The following is a 16,413-nucleotide window of genomic DNA, read 5'->3' as shown; positions in this document are numbered from 1 at the left end:
TTTAGAACCTGGATGCCACGGCGGGCGTGATGGATGAAGTGGCCGGACTTGCCTGGCCATGGCTGGCGTATTCCGCCGCCGTGGGCTGCCAGACGATGTCAGCCACCTTCACCTGGCGCTGAATCACGCCCAGACGAAAAAAGGCGTCGGCCACGCGCTGCTGCTCGACCACCATGGCCGGATTGAGCAGCGTGGTCGGCGAGCTGGGCCTGCGGCCGATGAAGCGGCTGACCACATTCGCGTCCAGACCGCTGAAGGCGGCCAGCAGCTGCACGGCCTCCTTGCGCGAGGCCTGCACCAGTTGGTCGGCACGCGTGAGCTCGTCGAACAAGGCCTTGATGAGCTGTGGATGGTGCTCGACCAGGCCACGCGAGGCCAGATAGAAGGAGTTGTTGCCCGTCAGACCTTCGCCGCTGCTGAGCGCTCGTGTTCGGATGCTCAGCTCGGTGGCCGCGTAGAAGGGGTCCCAGATGGCCCAGGCATCGACGCTGCAGCGCTCGAACGCGGCGCGTGCATCGGCCGGAGCGAGATACACGGGCTGGACGTCGGCCCAGGCAATACCTGCCTTGTCCAGCGCGCGCACCAGCAGGTAGTGGGCGCTTGAGCCTTTTTGCAGTGCCACGCGCCGGCCTTTGAGGTCGGACAGTGACTTCAGCGGCGAGTCGGCCAGCACCAGAATGGCCGAGCTTTCCGGCTTGGGAGGCTCGGCACCGACATAGCGCAGGTCCTTGCCTGCAGCCTGGGCAAACACGGGCGGCGAATCGCCGGTCAGACCGAAGTCCAGGCTGCCGGCCGACAGCGCCTCCAGCAGCTGCGGCCCGGCCGGGAACTCCAGCCAGCTGATCCTGGTGCCCGGAAAGCGCTTTTCCAGCACGCCATGCTGCTTGAGCACGACCAGGTTGACGGCCGACTTCTGATAGCCGATGCGCAGCTGTGCCGGAGCAGCCACGGCCGGCGCAGGCTGGGCCAGCGCATCGTCGGCGTAATAGGCAGCCAGGGTCCAGCTGAAAGCCGTGGTGCCCAGCAGCTGCAGCGCCTGACGGCGACCGCGCCGGAAACGGGGTGAAGTGGATGCAGAACTCATGGCGGTGGCGGCCTGTCTCAGCGGCTGGCCAGCAGATCCACGGGAGCGGCATGCAGCAGATTTAGCTTCTTGGGGATCAGCTTGAGATCGAAGAAGGTGTCGGCAATCTTTTGCTGCTCGCCCAGGATTTCGGCATTCACGGCCTTGGTGCCGAATTCGGTACGGTTCAGATACAGCTCGGTCACGGCGGTGTCCAGGCCCAGGATCTGCGACAGCTCGGCAGCGGCAGCGCTCTTGTTCTTGCTGGCCCAGGCATCGATGGCGGCGATTTCCTCGATCGCGATGCGCAGTACATCGGCATTGCGGCTTGCATAGTCGCGCGAGGTGAAGTAGTAGGCACGGTTGTTGACCACGCCCCTGGCATCGGCCAGCAGGCGCGCATCCAGGGTCTTCTGCGCCGAGGCCAGGAACGGATCCCAGATCACCCAGGCGTCGACCGAGCCCTTCTCGAAGGCGGCCCGCGCATCGGGCGGCGCCAGAAAGACCGACTGCACATCGCCGTACTTGAGACCATGCTTTTCCAGCAGCTTGACCAGGAAGTAATGGACGTTGGAGCCCTTGTTGTAGGCAATGCGCTTGCCCTTGAGATCGGCCACGCTGCGGATCGCCGAGCCCTTGGGCACGATCACGGCTTCCAGGCCCGGACGTGCCACCGTGGCACCCGCATAGACCAGGGGCGCACCGGCGGCCTGGGCGAAGATCGGCGGAGCCTCGCCCACATCGCCGAAGTCGATGGAGCCCACATTGAGCGCCTCCAGCTGTACGGGGCCGGCGTTGAACTCGACCCAGCGCACGGCCACGCCCAGCGGGGTCAGGCGCTTTTCCAGGGTGCCGCGATTCTTGAGAATCGACAGCCAGCCTTTTTGATGGCCCACGCGCAGCACGCGCTGCCCGCCTGCCGTGCCATTGCCTTGCTGCGCATGCAGTCCGCCCGAGGCCAGCGCCAGCGCCGAAGCTGCCGTACCCGCCAGCCACTGACGGCGTGTGGTGTTCAGCAATTGCGACGAAATGACGACAGAAGTGTTGTTGCGATCGGTCATGAGAAATCAATCCTTGGAGCTTGCAGTCCACACACTTCAGGCGCACCTTTGGCCTGATTTCAGGCGCAACTCGGCCTTCGCAGTGCGGGGACTGCTATCAAAAACAGAGACATGGAGAAATGGGCGCCGCCCCATCAGTGAAGCAGCAAGCAAGGGGCGCCCCGCAGCGATGCTGCCGTCCCCTCGGGGGAAGCCGCGTGCGGCTCAGGGGGGCGCTAGTTCAAACGCTACATCGCACGTCGGCAAACGCGATGCTTTCAAAGTCATTGGCGGCAGCCCACTGGGCACTGCGGCGCAGATCGGTGGCCAGCAACTGGGCGGCATCCTCGACGCGTTCGGCAATCTCGGGGGCCAGGCCATAACCGCCTTCGGGCAGCAGGGGTACACCCTGGTCGGTGGCATAGATGCCCGGCAGTATGTGGCGTGCGCCAAGCGACTGCAGCACTGGGCGCAGTGCGTAGTCCAGCGCCAGCATATGGTGGGGGCTGCCGCCCGTGGCCAGGGGCAGGACCAGCTTGCCCTTGAGCGCCGTCTGCGGCAGCACATCGAGAAACACCTTGAGCAGACCGCTGTAGGCTGCCTTGTAGACGGGGGTGGCCACCACCACCGCATCGGCCCGGGCCACGCGCTCGGTCACGGCACGAATCTCGGCATGATCGAAGCGGGCATGCAGCAGGGCCGCGGGGTCCAGCTGGTTGAGCTGCAGCACGGGCTCGGTGTTCAGACCCTGGGCCTGGAGACGCGCGGCCACGGCATTGAGCAGGGCACTGGAGCGCGAGGGCTGCGAGGGACTACCGGCAATCAGCAAAATCGACATGGCTTGGCTCTATCTTTTTGTTATTGCAAAGACAGGAGCACTCATCGCGCTCCCGTCCTGCGTTTCGCTTATTTCTTGGTGTAGATCTGGTCGAAGCTGCCGCCATCGGCGAAGTGAGCCTTGTCTGCCGCGGCCCAGCCGCCAAAAGCCTTGTCGATGGTGAACAGCTCCAGCTTGGGGAACTGGCTCGCGAACTCGGCGGCCACCTTGGCATCGGTCGGACGGTAGAAGTTCTTGCCAGCGATGCGCTGGGCCTCTTCAGAGTACAGATACTTCAGATAGGCCTCGGCCACGGTGCGCGTGCCCTTTTTATCGACCACCTTGTCGACCACGGCCACCGAAGGCTCGGCCAGGATGGACAGCGAAGGCGCGACGATCTGGAACTTTTCTGGGCCGAACTCCTTGAGCGCCAGATAGGCCTCGTTCTCCCAGGCCAGCAGCACATCGCCCAGACCGCGCTGCACAAAGGTCACGGTGGAGCCACGCGCGCCAGTGTCCAGCACGGGCACGTTCTTGTAGAGCTTGGTGATGAAATCCTTGGCCTGTGCATCGCCGCCGTATTTGCGCTTGGCAAATTCCCAGGCCGCCAGATAGTTCCAGCGTGCACCACCCGAGGTCTTGGGGTTGGGCGTGATCACCTGGATGCCGGGCTTGACCAGATCGTCCCAGTCCTTGATGCCCTTGGGATTGCCCTTTTTGACCAGGAAGACGATGGTGGAACTGTAGGGCGCGCTGTTGTGCGGCAGGCGCTTTTGCCAGTCGGCCTTGACATTGCCGTTCTTGACCAGGGCGTCGATATCGCCGGCCAGTGCCAGCGTGGCCACATCGGCCTCGATACCGTCGATGATGGAGCGTGCCTGCTTGCCCGAGCCTCCATGCGACTGCTTGATGGTCACATCCTGGTTCTGCGTGGCCTTCCAGTGCTTGGCGAACGCCTGGTTGTAGTTCACATAGAGCTCACGTGTCGGGTCGTAGGAGACGTTGAGCAGTTGCACGCCAGTCTGCGCAAAAGCGGGCAATGTGGGCAGAGCCGAGAGGGTCAAGCCAGCAATCAGACCGGCAGCCAGAGGAAACTTGATAAAGTTGCGACGATTTTTCATTGGACTGTGTTCTTGGAGTGAATGGATAACGGGCTTCTGCCCCGTTGCTGCGCATTCTTGAGCCGCATTCTTAAAACTCAAACTACTAAGATTTCAGTTTGTTATTACCCAAACATCTGAGATCAACCAAGAGGACCCTACACATGGCACGTACCGTTCACTGCATCAAGCTTGGTCAAGACGCTGAAGGCCTGGATTTCCCTCCTGCTCCCGGCGAACTGGGCAAGCGCATCTATGAAAGCGTGAGCAAGCAGGCCTGGGCCGACTGGCTCAAGCACCAGACCATGCTGATCAATGAAAACCGCCTGAACCTGGCCGATGCCCGTGCCCGCCAATACCTGGCCCGCCAGATGGAAAACCATTTCTTTGGCGGCGGCGCAGATGCCGCAGCAGGCTACGTGCCTCCCAGCGCCGAGTAATTTCGGTCGATCTGGACACCAAGCCCCCTGGCCCAGGCCTCGGGGCTTTTTTCTTGCGGGCTGTCGAACAGCCAACCGGTGAGACCGAGGGCACGCCCAGGGGTGCCCGAGGCCGGCAGTCGCAAAACTGCTCAAACCCAATTGATACAGGTATTAACCCGAATACGGTCGCTGGAACTGGCTAGAATCGCGCCCATCCCGCGGGAGAGCGGAACCTGTCAACGGTTCCCGCCGAAGGCGCAAACTCCCATAATCGCTCAGGCAATAAGTACCGCAGGTGGGTCTGACAGGACCCGGATATCGCCAACTGGAGAGCAGCCCGCGACCACAAGTCTGCAGGGCTCACCGAAGGGGCAAGCATGCGCACCGCGAAGGTGCCCATGTGCAACTCTCAGGTAAAAGGACAGCGGGAGAGGCAAGCCGGACACTCCCGCTGATGCGAGTGGCTGGTCTATTTTCAAATGCCTTCATGCTTCCCTCCATCTCTTTGCTGGACTCGTTCCAGGCCTCCAACTTCACCGTCATGCTGGTCATCTATCTGGTGGCCATTACCGCCGAAGCCATGTCCGGCGCCCTTGCTGCAGGCCGGCGCAATATGGACATCTTTGGCGTCGTGGTCATCGCCTTCGTCACCGCGCTGGGCGGTGGCACCATCCGCGACATGGTGCTGGGCCATTACCCCATAGGCTGGACCCAGCACCCCGAATATGTGTATCTGGTCATCAGCTTCGGCCTGCTGACCACGGTGATCGCGCGCCATATGCACCGCCTCAAGCAGGTGTTTCTGCTGCTGGATGCCATGGGCCTGATCGCCTTTTCACTGATCGGCTGCAACACGGCACTGGAGCTTGGCTACCCGACCATCGTCATCATCATGGCCGGCATGATTACCGGCATCAGCGGCGGCATTTTGCGTGACGTGCTCTGCAACCAGGTCCCCGTGGTGTTCCGCCGTGAGCTGTATGCCAGCGTGTCGCTGTCCGTATGCCTGATGTTCCTGGGCCTGCGCTATCTGGAGGTAAGCTCCAATATCAGCACCCTTGTCTGTTTTGGAGGCGGTCTGGCCTTCCGTCTGGCCGCCATTCGTTTCAAGTGGCGCCTGCCGGTTTTCTCTTACCAGCAGCGCTGGGAGTGATCCAGACTCCCCCTGTGGCGCTGCGCGCCTTCCCCCTCTCTTGCTACGCAGGAGGGGGACGCAGCCATCGCTGCGGGGCGGCCCTTGCTTGGCTGCTCTGAACTAGACTGCGCCTGCATTACCCATGTAGTTTCACTTTCCATGTCTGAACCGATCACATGGATGCCGGATGGCACCCCCTACAACACCCGATTTGGCGACCGCTATCACAGCGAGCTAGGCGGCCTTGACCAAGCCCGACAGGTCTTTCTCGGCGGCTGCGGTCTGCCTGCTGCCTGGGCTGCTGCGGCTCAGTGGCGCATTCTGGAAACCGGCTTCGGCTTGGGCCTGAACTTTCTCGTCACCTGGGCGGCGTGGAAAGCCGACCCGAGACGCCCGCGCATGCTGCATTTTGTCTCGGTGGAAGCCCACCCGGTCTCGCGCGAGGATCTGCTCAAGTCCTTGCCCACCGACGAGACACTGCGTCCGCTTGGCGAGCAACTGGCCGCGCAATGGTGGGGGCTGCTGCCCGGCGTGCACCGCCTCTCCTTCGACGACGGCCAATTGCTGCTGACGCTCTATATAGGCGACGCCAAGACCATGTTGCGCAAGCAGCAGCTGACGGCAGACAGTGTGTACCTGGATGGCTTTTCTCCCCAGCTCAACCCCGAAATGTGGGACGAAGAAGCCATGAAGAACATTGCCCGCCATTGCCGCCGGGGTACCCAACTGGCCACCTGGTGCGTGGCCGGCCATGTACGCCAGGCGCTCAAGGCTCAGGGTTTTGAAGTCAAGAAGCGCGCCGGCGTGCCACCCAAACGCCATAACCTGCATGCCACCTACAACCCGGCCTGGGAACCGCGCCATCGCAGCGACGGCCTGCCTGCGCCGGTGAGCCAGGCCGGTCGCTGTCTGGTGCTGGGTGCGGGTCTGGCCGGTGCCGCCGCCGCCGCCAGCCTGGCCAGGCGCGGCTGGGAAGTGACCGTGCTGGATGCGGCGGCCGCGCCTGCTGCAGGGGCCTCGGGCCTGCCCGCCGGCCTGTTCTGCCCGCATATTTCGCCCGACGACAGCGTCCTGTCGCGCCTGTCCAGAAGCGGCGTGCGCACAACGCTACAGAATCTGCTGCAACTGAGCCAGGCAAACAAACTGCAACCGTCCCGGGACTGGGCTCATGACGGGGTGCTTGAACACGACCTGAACGAGCCTTCCCATCTGCCCAGGTCATGGTTGCAGCCCGCAAGCGATACCTACCCCTGGGGTCTGCACTGGAGCGCACCCGTGCAGCCGGCTCAGCTGGCTGCGGCCCATCTGCCCGCAGACAGTCAGGCCGTCTGGCATGAGCAGGCCGGCTGGGTGCGCCCTGCTCAACTGGTGCATGCGCTGCTGCAATCGCCCGGAATTCATTGGCAAGGTCATGCCTCGGCCTCAAGGCTGCTGCGCGATCCCCTGCGCCAGCTCTGGCAAGTGCAGGATGCCCAGGGCCAGACCCTGGCCGAAGCACCGATGCTGGTGCTGGCCCTGGGCCCGGACTCCAAGCCCTTGCTGCAGGCCAGCGGCCTGGCTGCAGGCGAATGGGAGCTGCAAGCCATACGCGGTCAGGTCAGCGTGGCCGAGCATGATGCAGGGACGCTGGCAGCCATGCCGCCCTTCCCCGTCAACGGGCACGGCAATCTGGTGCCGGACTTTCCCTCGGCCAGCCATGCCGGTGCGCACCAATGGGTCATGGGATCGACCTTCGAGCGCGATGTGACGGAGCTGCCCCCCACCGCTGCCGATCAACAGGCCGCCCATGCCAGCAATGGCGAAAAGCTGGCGGCCCTGCTGCCCGGGTGCAGACAAGCACTGCACGCGTTCTTTGAGGCGGCGCAGCCGCCCGCCACCTGGGCGCGCGTTCGCTGCGCTGCCTATGACCGCCTGCCGCTGGCCGGCCCTGCCGGACAGACGGCCGACGAGCTGCCGGGCCTGTGGGTGCTGACGGGGCTGGGCTCGCGCGGGCTGACGCTGTCGCTGCTGTGCGGCGAGCTGCTGGCGGCACGCCTGCATGGCGAGCCGCTGCCGCTGGATGCCAGGCTGGCGCAGGCCCTGGGCACGCAGCGCCTGTGGAGCCGTGCCCTGCAGCAACCCAAGTAAGAAACTCGCAAAAAAACAGCACGCAACGCTTTGCAGACAAGCGCTGCGTGCTGTTTTTAGTTGGACTTTGCAGCCCGAGCTTATTCGCTGCCCAACGAGGCCACGGTGACCAGTGGCTCCAGCCGGGTCGCCAGCACCTTGTCCAGCGTCTTGCCGTCCATGTCCACGACTTCAAAACGCCAATCTTCCCACTCCACCACATCGGCCTCGGCGGGCACGCGGCCCAGCAGCAGCATGATCATGCCGCTCAGGGTGTGATAGCGACCGCGCTCTTCCTCGGGCACGGCATGCAGGCTCAGCCGGTCCTTGAGTTCGGGTACGGGAATATGGCCGTCCAGCAACCAGCTGCCGTCTTCGCGCTGCACGGCCCAGCTGGTCTCGGGGTCGCGCGGCTGGAATTCACCGGTAATCGCCTCGATCAGGTCCTGCAGCGTGACGATGCCCTGCACTTCGCCGTACTCGTCGATCACAAAGGCCATATGCAGATCGGAGGTGCGGAAGTTGTCCAGCAGCTCCATGCCGGTAATGGTCTCGGGCACATAGAGGGCCGCCTGCAGAGGCTGGTCCTTGAGCGCTTGCTGGCTCTTGTTGCGCAGGGCCTGCGCCAGCCACTGGCGCGCATTGAGCACGCCCACGATGTTGTTCATATCGCCGCGCACGACCGGGAAACGCGCGTGATCGGCCTGCTCGACGCGGGCCAGAGTCTCGTCCAGGCTCTCGTCGATATCCAGGCAGATGACATCGCTGCGCGGCACCATCAGCGAGCCGATCTGGCGATCGTCCAGACGGAACACATTGCGCACCATGGTGTGTTCCTGAGACTCGATCACGCCCGCCGTATGGCCTTCGACCAGAATGGCCTGGATTTCCTCTTCGGTCACCACGCTGCCGTTGCTCTCCTTGACGCCCAGGATCTTGAGCAGGCCGCGCGTCGATGCCGACAGCAGCCAGACAAAGGGCTTGGTGGCCAGGGCCAGGAAGTTGATGGGGCGCGAGATCAGACGCGCCAGGGCCTCGGGATGGGTCTGGCCCAGGCGCTTGGGAACCAGCTCGCCGACCACGATGGAGAAATAGGTGATCAGCACCACCACCAGGCCGGTGGAGACATAGCCTGCGGTCTTGGCCTGCATGCCGGACTCGGTCATCCAGACGGCCAGAGGGCCAGCCAGGGCGGCTTCGCCCACGATGCCGTTGAGCACGCCGATGGAGGTGATACCGATCTGGATGGTGGAGAGGAAGCGCGTCGGGTCCTCTCCCAGTTTGATAGCAGCTGCAGCGCCGCTGTCGCCCTCATCCACCAGTCTCTGCATGCGGCTCTTGCGGGCGGTGACCAGCGCGATTTCCGACATGGCGAACACGCCGTTCAGACAGATGAGAGCGAAAAGTATGGCTATTTCCATAGTCAGGCACCCGCTTTCAATCCAGGCGCCTCAATCATTGAACAAGCCCCGATTCTAGAGAATGCGCGGCGCAGGGCCGCTCACAAAATGCAAGCGCGCAGAAAGGAAATTCGCCGAGGCACCCTGTTCGACCTGTGAAGCAGCCCTCTCACATATTCAATCAGATATATATGAAGCACTAAATAATCGTTTGTTTTTATATAAAGCCTCTCTACAGTTCAGTCCAACGATCCAAGTGCAATGCCACGCGTGGCAGGGCATACGCTCCACGGAAGAACTGAAGACATGTATCAATACACCGATTTCGACAAAGCGTTCGTCAAGCAACGCGCCGACCAGTTCCGTGACCAGCTCCAGCGCTGGCAGGCAGGCAAGCTCACGGAAGACGACTTCCGCCCGCTGCGTCTGCAAAACGGCTGGTATGTGCAGCGCTATGCGCCCATGCTGCGTGTGGCCGTGCCCTACGGTGAAATCAATTCCGCCCAGATCCGCGTACTGGCCAGGGTGGCGCGCGAGTATGACGAGCCCGAGGCCGAAGTCTTCAAACAGGCTCTGGAAGGCCAGGGCAAACTGGGCACCACCTATCTGCCCAAGAACTGCGCCCACTTCACCACGCGCACCAATGTGCAGTTCAACTGGATTCCGCTGAGCAAGTCTGCCGATGTCATGGACCTGCTGGCTTCCGTGAACCTGCACGGCATCCAGACCAGCGGCAACTGCATTCGCAACACCACCACCGATGCACTGGCCGGTATCGCACCTGACGAGATCATCGACCCCCGCCCCTACGCGGAAATCCTGCGCCAGTGGACCACGCTGCACCCCGAGTTCGCGTTTCTGCCACGCAAGTTCAAGATCGCCATCACCGGCGCCAGCGAGGACCGCGCCGCCACGGGCTGGCATGACGTGGGCCTGCACATGGTCAAGAACGAAGCCGGCGAAATCGGCTTCAAGGTCTTCGTGGGTGGCGGCATGGGCCGCACACCCGTGATCGGCACCGTGATCCGTGAGTTCCTGCCCTGGAACCAGATCATGAATTACATCGAGGCCATCGTCCGCGTCTACAACGAGCTGGGCCGCCGCGACAACAAGTACAAGGCGCGCATCAAGATTCTGGTCAAGGCCGAAGGCCAGGCCTATATCGACGCCGTCGAAGAGGAATTCCGCCAGATCGTCGACGTGGATGGAGGCCCTCACACCGTGCCTCAGGCCGAGTTCGATCGCGTGTCTGCGATGTTCACCACGCCCGCTCTGCCCGCGGTGGCCGATGCTGCAGGCGATGAGCAGGCCCTGGTCGAGCAGACTGCCAAGGAACCCGCCTTTGCACGCTGGATTGGCCGTAACGTCCACGCCCACCGCGTGGCCGGTCTGCGCGCCGTGACCCTGTCCTTCAAGCGTGTGGGTCAGGCCCCCGGCGATGCACAAAGCGAACAGCTCGACGCACTGGCCCATCTGGTGGACAAGTTCTCCGCCGGCGAAGCCCGCGTGACGCACGACCAGAACGTGATGCTGCCCTGGGTACAGGTTGGCCAGCTGCATGCGCTGTGGACCGAGGCCAAGGCCCTGGGTCTCGCCAGCACCAATGTGGCCCTGCTCACCGACATGATCGCCTGCCCCGGCGGCGACTTCTGCGCCCTGGCCAATGCCCGCAGCCTGCCGATTGCCGACGCCATCACGGCCCGCTACCAGGATTTGGATGAACTCGATGACATCGGCGAGATCGACCTGCATATCAGCGGCTGCATCAACAGCTGCGGCCACCACCACAGCGGCCACATCGGCATTCTGGGCGTGGATAAGGACGGCAAGGAGTGGTACCAGGTCACGCTGGGCGGCTCCGACGGCTCGACCCTGTCCGGCCAGGCCGTGGCCGGCAAGGTCATCGGCCCCTCGTTCAGCGCAGCCGAAGTGCCCGATGTGATCGAAGCCGTGCTCAGCACCTACCGCGACCTGCGCCAGCCCGGCGAGCACTTCATCGACGCCGTGCGCCGCATCGGCCTGGATCCCTTCAAGGAGGCCGGCAAGGCCGCCCGCCACCCTGTGGAAGCCGAAGAAGAAGCGCTGGCCTGAAGCCATAAGAACAAGGATAGAGTCATGAAAATTCTGGCAAGCAACGAATACCAGGCCCCCAGCGAAAGCACCGGCAATGTGCTGGTGCTGGCCAACGATGTGAACGCCCTCGAAGCGAATCTCGACGGCATCACGCAGGTGGATCTGCATTTCCCCAACTTCACCGACGGCCGCGCCTTCAGCCAGGCCTATCTGCTGCGTCGCCGCCTGAAGTTTGCGGGCGACATCCGCGCCACCGGCGATGTGCTGATCGACCAACTGGTTCAGATGGAGCGCACAGGCTTCAGCAGCGCCGTGCTGCGCGAAGGCGTGGACGCTGCCGATGCCCAGCGCCAGTTCGAGCGCTTTGGCGGTTTCTACCAGGCCGATGCCGTGCACACCCAGCCTCATTTCGCCGAGGTGCAAGCATGAGTCAGCTCGCCCCCGTAAGCACCCTCGACCTGGATCTGGCACCAATCAATGCCGAGCTGGGCCGCGACGCCCAGGCGCTGGTGGACTGGGCCGTGGGCCTGGGTCAATCCACCATAGTCACCACCAACTTCCGTCCCTTCGAGGCGGTGATCCTGCACATGGTGACGCGTGCCAACCCCGACGTGCCGGTGGTCTGGATGGACAACGGCTACAACACCGAAGCCACCTATCGGTTTGCCGATGCGGTGACCAAGCAGCTTGGGCTCAAGCTCAAGATCTACCTGCCGCTGCGCTCACGCGCCCACCGCGAGGCCGTGGAAGGCGCCACGCCAGCGCTGGACGATCCGCGCCATGCGGCCTTCACCGAAGAGGTGAAGCTGGAGCCCTTTGCCCGCGCCCTGCGCGAAACCGCACCCAAGGTCTGGTTCACCGCCCTGCGCGCCACCGACACTGCCGTGCGGGCGCAGATGGATCCCGTGAGCATCAACCCGGACGGTCTGGTCAAGGTTGCACCGCTGCTGCACTGGTCGTCCAAGGAGCTGTACGAATACTGCGAAAAGCACGGCCTGCCCAACAACTTTGACTATGTGGACCCCACAAAGGGCGAAGACAACCGCGAGTGCGGCCTCCATATCGCTCACTAAAAAATAGCAACCAGCGCTTGCTACATATGCGCTAGAGAACTGTTTCGCTTGAAAGTGTATTTATGAACGCCCGTGTGGATACTTCTGTGTTGAGCCATCTCAGCAATCGCCACCTGGATGCGCTGGAAGAAGAAACCATCTTCATCCTGCGCGAAGTGGCCGCCGCTTTTGAACGCCCCACCCTGCTGTTTTCGGGCGGCAAGGATTCGCTGGTCATGCTGCGCTGCGCCGAAAAAGCCTTTGGCGCAGGCCGCATCCCCTACCCTCTGCTGATGATCGACACCGGCCACAACTTCCCCGAAGTGACCGATTTCCGCGACCAGCGAGCCAAGGAGCTGGGCGCCGAGCTCATCGTGCGCAGCGTGGAAGACTCGATGGCACGCGGTACCGTGCGCCTGGCCCACCCCGGCGAATCGCGCAATGTGCACCAGTCCGTGACGCTGCTGGAGGCGATTGACGAGTTCCGCTTCGACGCCCTGATCGGCGGCGCGCGCCGCGACGAGGAAAAGGCCCGCGCCAAGGAACGCATCTTCAGCCACCGAGACAGCTTCGGCCAGTGGCAGCCCAAGGCCCAGCGCCCCGAGCTGTGGACGCTGTTCAACACCCGCATTGCGCAGGGCGAGCATTTCCGCGTCTTCCCGATCAGCAACTGGACCGAGCTGGACGTGTGGCAGTACATCGCCCGTGAAAACATCGCCCTGCCATCGATCTACTACACCCACAAGCGCGATGTTGTGGAGCGCAAGGGCCTGCTGGTGCCCGTGACCGAGCTGACGCCTCCCAAGGACGGCGAAGCAGTGGTGGTGCGCGATGTGCGTTTTCGCACCGTGGGCGACATCACCTGTACCTGCCCCGTGGAAAGCACGGCAGCAACGGCCGAGGACATCGTGATCGAAACCCTGGCCGCCGAAGTCAGCGAACGTGGCGCGACGCGCATGGATGACAAGACCAGCGAAGCGTCCATGGAAAAGCGCAAGAAAGACGGTTACTTCTAAGGCTCCCCGTGAGCGGCTACGCCGCTTCCTCCTCTCTCGCTTCGCTGCGCTTGCGGGAGGGGGACGACGCCACTGCCGCGAGGCGGCTCTTGCTTGGCGTCTTTGAGTTGGGACATGCCTGTTTGAGGAAAGAATGCGATGACTGAAACTATTAATTCCATAGCTGCTAGCGCAAGCCCATCAAGCGTTACAGGCCAATTTGACGCACATACCAGCAGCGCGCTGCGCTTTATCACCTGCGGCTCGGTCGATGACGGCAAGAGCACGCTGATCGGCCGCCTGCTGGTGGACACCCGCGCCGTGCTGCAGGATCAGCTGGCCGGCGTCACCAAGTCCGGCGAAACCGATCTGGCTCTGCTGACCGACGGCCTGGCCGCCGAGCGCGAGCAAGGCATCACCATCGACGTGGCCTACCGCTACTTCGCCACCGAGTCGCGCAAGTTCATCATTGGCGATGCGCCCGGTCACGAGCAGTACACCCGCAATATGGTGACGGCCGCGTCGAGCGCCGATGCTGCAGTGGTGCTGGTCGATGCCACCAAGCTGGACTGGAAGAATGCCGATCTGGAGCTGCTGCCCCAGACCCGCCGCCACAGCCTGCTGGCCCACCTGCTGCGCGTGAACTCGCTGGTGTTTGCCGTCAACAAGCTCGATGCCGTGCAGGACCCGGCCCTGGCCTTTGCCCATATCAGCGCCGCACTGCAGAAGTTCACTGCCTCCGCAGACATCAAGATCACGGCCACCGTGCCCGTGTCCGCGCTCAAGGGCTACAACGTGGTCAACAGCGCCGATGGCTGGGCCGGCTACCAAGGCCCCAGTCTGCTGCAGCTGCTGGAGCAACTGCCCAACACACCCACCGACAGCGATCTGGCATTGGCCTTCCCCGTGCAGTGGGTGGAGAAGTTCTCCTCCTCGTCCGACACCAGCCAGGGCCGTCGCGTGTTCTGGGGCCGCGTCGCCACGGGCCTGGCCCAGGTCGGTGCCCAGGTGCAGATTCTGCCCAGCGGCCAGCTCGCCACCGTGGCCCAGGTCTTAGACCATGCCCGCGCACCCAAGGAAGTGGCTGCCGGCCTGTCCGCCGGCATCACCCTGGACCGTGAGGTCGATGTCTCGCGCGGCGACTGGATCATTGCCGCGCCCGTGCAAGCCGAGGTCGCAGACGATGACTTTGACGCCCCTGCTGCCGCAAGCCCATGGCCCAGCAGCCGCGAGATCACCGCCACCGTGGCCTGGATGGACAACGAACCCCTGGTGCCTGGCCGTGTCTACTGGGCGCTGCATGGCCACCGCTGGGTCAAGGCCAAGGCCCGCCGCCTGGTGCACCGCCTCAACATCAACACGCTGGACAAGGAAGATGCCCAGCAACTGGAGGCCAACGCCATAGGCCAGGTGGAACTGGTGCTGCAGGAACCGATTCCGGCGGCTCCATTCACGCAGGCTCGCCAGCTGGGCTCGCTGATTCTGGTGGACACCGCCAGCAACGCCACAGCCGGCGCCGCGCTGGTGAACTGAGGCAACCGAAGGCAGGGCCGTACCCCGATCTGGCCGTCAAATCGGATCTCCATACGGCCTTATCCGGCCAGGCACTGGCGCTGCGCGGGAAAAAACCTAAAATCAAGGGGTTTTACCAATCCCCACCCAAGAAGAAGATTCTCAATGACTCACGTCGTTACCGAAAACTGCATCAAGTGCAAGTACACCGATTGCGTGGACGTATGCCCCGTGGACTGCTTCCGTGAAGGCCCCAACTTTCTGGTGATCGATCCCGATGAATGCATTGACTGCGCTGTCTGCATTCCCGAATGCCCGGCCAATGCCATCTTTGCCGAAGAAGATGTGCCGGCCGATCAACTGGCCTTCATCAAGCTGAACGTGGACCTGTCCCAACTCAAGAGCTGGAAGAGCATCACCAAGCGCAAGGCTTCGCTGCCCGACGCCGACGAGTGGAATGGCAAGCCGAACAAAGTGGATTTGCTGGAGCGCTAAGCCAGTCAGGGCGTGGACTGCGCTACGCTTGCCCGCATGAGCCTGTCCAACGCAACGACCAACGCTTTTCTCACTCAACAACAACCCGCCGTGGAAACCGACGCCATCATCATTGGCGCAGGTCCGGCGGGTTTGTTTCAGGCCTTCCAGCTCGGCCTTCAGGGCATTCAAGCCCATCTGATAGACGCCCTGCCTCATGTCGGCGGCCAGTGCAGCCAGCTTTACGCGCACAAGCCCATCTACGACATTCCCGGTATTCCTGTCTGCACGGGCCTGGAGCTGGTGCAACTGCTGGAAAAGCAGATCGCGCCCATGCAGGTGACGCGCCACCTGTCACAGCAAGTACAGACCCTGCAGTCCCTTGAGGACGGGCGCTGGCAGCTCGGCACCACGGCTGGAGCCGTCTTTCACACACGCACCGTTTTCATCGCCGCAGGCGTCGGCGCCTTTGTTCCCAAGGCCCTCAAGGCGCCGGGCGTGGATGGACTCGAACCAGGCCAGCTGCACTATCACCCGCAGCAACCGGACATGGCTGCAGGCCGCCAGGCGCTGGTCTATGGCGGCGACGAGGAAGCCGTGGCCGCAGCCATTGCCTGCACTGCCAATGCAGCCAGAACCGTTCTCATGCACCGCCGTGACAGCTTCAATGCCGAGCCCGCGCAACTGGCTCAGCTGCAGCAGCTGCGCGAATCTGGCGCCGTCGAAGTGCTGATTGGCCAGATCACCGAAGTGCAGCACGACAATGGCCGGCTGCAGGCCGTGCAATGGATGGATGGCGAGGGCGAGGAACATGCGCTGCCCGTCGAGCAGTTGCTGGTCTATCAGGGCATCTCGCCCAAGCTGGGCACTTTGACGGACTGGGGCCTGGCGCTGGAGCGCAAGCAGCTGGCGGTGGATCCTGCAACACTTGCCACCAGTACCCCGGGAATCTATGCCATCGGCGACATCGTCAGCTACAGCGGCAAGAAGCGGCTGATCCTCTGCGCCTTTCATGAGGCCACCATGGCCGCGTTCGCGGCCGCAGAATATCTGCAAGGCAGCAAGCCGTTGCTGGAATACACGACAACCAGTGCTCGCCTGCATGCCATCCTGGGCGTGTCGCACTGAAGCGCTTGCGGCGCATTTCTCCCACTCTCGAGGCAGCGCCGCTTCTCAGACAGGCATAAAAAAACCGCTATCCCTCCTATGCGGGATAGCGGTGTA

At 63.2% G+C, this 16,413-nt stretch carries 15 protein-coding genes and 2 riboswitches; of the genes, 10 read left to right on the top strand and 5 right to left on the bottom strand.

Annotation, left to right across the window (positions count from 1 at the left end; genetic code table 11):
• Position 1: 1 nt before the first annotated feature.
• From DJFAAGMI_RS20590 to DJFAAGMI_RS20575, 4 genes are all read right to left on the bottom strand, one after another.
• A complete protein-coding gene (locus DJFAAGMI_RS20590) occupies positions 2-1,084 on the bottom strand; it encodes an aliphatic sulfonate ABC transporter substrate-binding protein (protein WP_211458751.1) in 1,083 nt (360 codons plus the stop codon).
• A 17-nt stretch (positions 1,085-1,101) separates the two neighbouring features.
• Positions 1,102-2,124: a sulfonate ABC transporter substrate-binding protein gene (locus DJFAAGMI_RS20585; protein ID WP_052223843.1), complete on the bottom strand. Its 1,023-nt coding sequence runs from the start codon at positions 2,122-2,124 to the stop codon at positions 1,102-1,104.
• 220 nt (positions 2,125-2,344) lie between these two features.
• A complete protein-coding gene (gene ssuE, locus DJFAAGMI_RS20580) occupies positions 2,345-2,941 on the bottom strand; it encodes an NADPH-dependent FMN reductase (protein ID WP_211458750.1) in 597 nt (198 codons plus the stop codon).
• 68 nt (positions 2,942-3,009) lie between these two features.
• Positions 3,010-4,041, bottom strand: a complete 1,032-nt coding sequence (locus tag DJFAAGMI_RS20575; RefSeq protein WP_003053504.1) for a sulfate ABC transporter substrate-binding protein — start codon at positions 4,039-4,041, stop codon at positions 3,010-3,012.
• A 143-nt stretch (positions 4,042-4,184) separates the two neighbouring features.
• On the opposite strand from DJFAAGMI_RS20575, the gene DJFAAGMI_RS20570 reads away from it, so the two are divergent.
• The 3 genes from DJFAAGMI_RS20570 (at position 4,185) to mnmC (ending at position 7,704) form a co-directional block, all read left to right on the top strand.
• Entirely contained in the window at positions 4,185-4,460 is a 276-nt protein-coding gene (locus DJFAAGMI_RS20570; RefSeq protein ID WP_003053502.1) for an oxidative damage protection protein, read from the top strand.
• A gap of 191 nt (positions 4,461-4,651) precedes the next feature.
• Positions 4,652-4,744, top strand: a riboswitch (glycine riboswitch).
• Between the two features lie 13 nt (positions 4,745-4,757).
• Positions 4,758-4,877: riboswitch (glycine riboswitch) on the top strand.
• 52 nt (positions 4,878-4,929) lie between these two features.
• The gene (locus DJFAAGMI_RS20565; protein WP_211458748.1) at positions 4,930-5,595 is read left to right on the top strand and encodes a trimeric intracellular cation channel family protein; all 666 of its coding nucleotides are present in this window, start codon (positions 4,930-4,932) and stop codon (positions 5,593-5,595) included.
• Between the two features lie 141 nt (positions 5,596-5,736).
• The gene (gene mnmC / locus DJFAAGMI_RS20560) at positions 5,737-7,704 is read left to right on the top strand and encodes a bifunctional tRNA (5-methylaminomethyl-2-thiouridine)(34)-methyltransferase MnmC2/FAD-dependent 5-carboxymethylaminomethyl-2-thiouridine(34) oxidoreductase MnmC1 (RefSeq protein ID WP_472924648.1); all 1,968 of its coding nucleotides are present in this window, start codon (positions 5,737-5,739) and stop codon (positions 7,702-7,704) included.
• A gap of 80 nt (positions 7,705-7,784) precedes the next feature.
• On the opposite strand, the gene DJFAAGMI_RS20555 is transcribed toward mnmC, so the two are convergent.
• Positions 7,785-9,104: a hemolysin family protein gene (locus tag DJFAAGMI_RS20555; protein ID WP_211458746.1), complete on the bottom strand. Its 1,320-nt coding sequence runs from the start codon at positions 9,102-9,104 to the stop codon at positions 7,785-7,787.
• A gap of 285 nt (positions 9,105-9,389) precedes the next feature.
• Here DJFAAGMI_RS20555 and DJFAAGMI_RS20550 point away from each other — a divergent pair, with 285 nt between their 5' ends.
• The 7 genes from DJFAAGMI_RS20550 (at position 9,390) to DJFAAGMI_RS20520 (ending at position 16,317) form a co-directional block, all read left to right on the top strand.
• Positions 9,390-11,174 carry a nitrite/sulfite reductase gene (locus DJFAAGMI_RS20550; RefSeq protein WP_211458744.1) on the top strand — a complete coding sequence of 595 codons (1,785 nt, stop codon included), beginning with the start codon at positions 9,390-9,392 and terminating at the stop codon, positions 11,172-11,174.
• Positions 11,175-11,198: 24 nt separating this feature from the next.
• Entirely contained in the window at positions 11,199-11,585 is a 387-nt protein-coding gene (locus DJFAAGMI_RS20545; RefSeq protein ID WP_043004098.1) for a DUF934 domain-containing protein, read from the top strand.
• Complete coding sequence (locus tag DJFAAGMI_RS20540) at positions 11,582-12,229, top strand: phosphoadenosine phosphosulfate reductase domain-containing protein (RefSeq protein ID WP_211458742.1); 648 nt, start codon at positions 11,582-11,584, stop codon at positions 12,227-12,229. The genes DJFAAGMI_RS20545 and DJFAAGMI_RS20540 overlap by 4 nt, the downstream gene beginning before the upstream one ends.
• Positions 12,230-12,291: 62 nt before the next feature.
• Entirely contained in the window at positions 12,292-13,224 is a 933-nt protein-coding gene (gene cysD, locus DJFAAGMI_RS20535; RefSeq protein ID WP_211458740.1) for a sulfate adenylyltransferase subunit CysD, read from the top strand.
• 138 nt (positions 13,225-13,362) lie between these two features.
• On the top strand, positions 13,363-14,736 hold the full coding sequence (locus tag DJFAAGMI_RS20530) for a sulfate adenylyltransferase subunit 1 (RefSeq protein WP_211458739.1): 1,374 nt from the start codon (positions 13,363-13,365) through the stop codon (positions 14,734-14,736).
• Between the two features lie 144 nt (positions 14,737-14,880).
• Positions 14,881-15,210, top strand: coding sequence for a ferredoxin FdxA (fdxA, locus tag DJFAAGMI_RS20525; RefSeq protein WP_003053491.1), 330 nt, complete (start codon positions 14,881-14,883; stop codon positions 15,208-15,210).
• A 36-nt stretch (positions 15,211-15,246) separates the two neighbouring features.
• Positions 15,247-16,317: an NAD(P)/FAD-dependent oxidoreductase gene (locus tag DJFAAGMI_RS20520; RefSeq protein WP_211458737.1), complete on the top strand. Its 1,071-nt coding sequence runs from the start codon at positions 15,247-15,249 to the stop codon at positions 16,315-16,317.
• Positions 16,318-16,413: the final 96 nt, after the last annotated feature.

Source organism: Comamonas brasiliensis (genome assembly GCF_018292285.1).
GTDB classification, from domain to species: Bacteria; Pseudomonadota; Gammaproteobacteria; order Burkholderiales; family Burkholderiaceae_C; genus Comamonas; species Comamonas brasiliensis.
The sequence above is the reverse complement of the archived record's forward strand: the minus strand, read 5'-3'. Positions and strand labels throughout refer to the sequence as shown.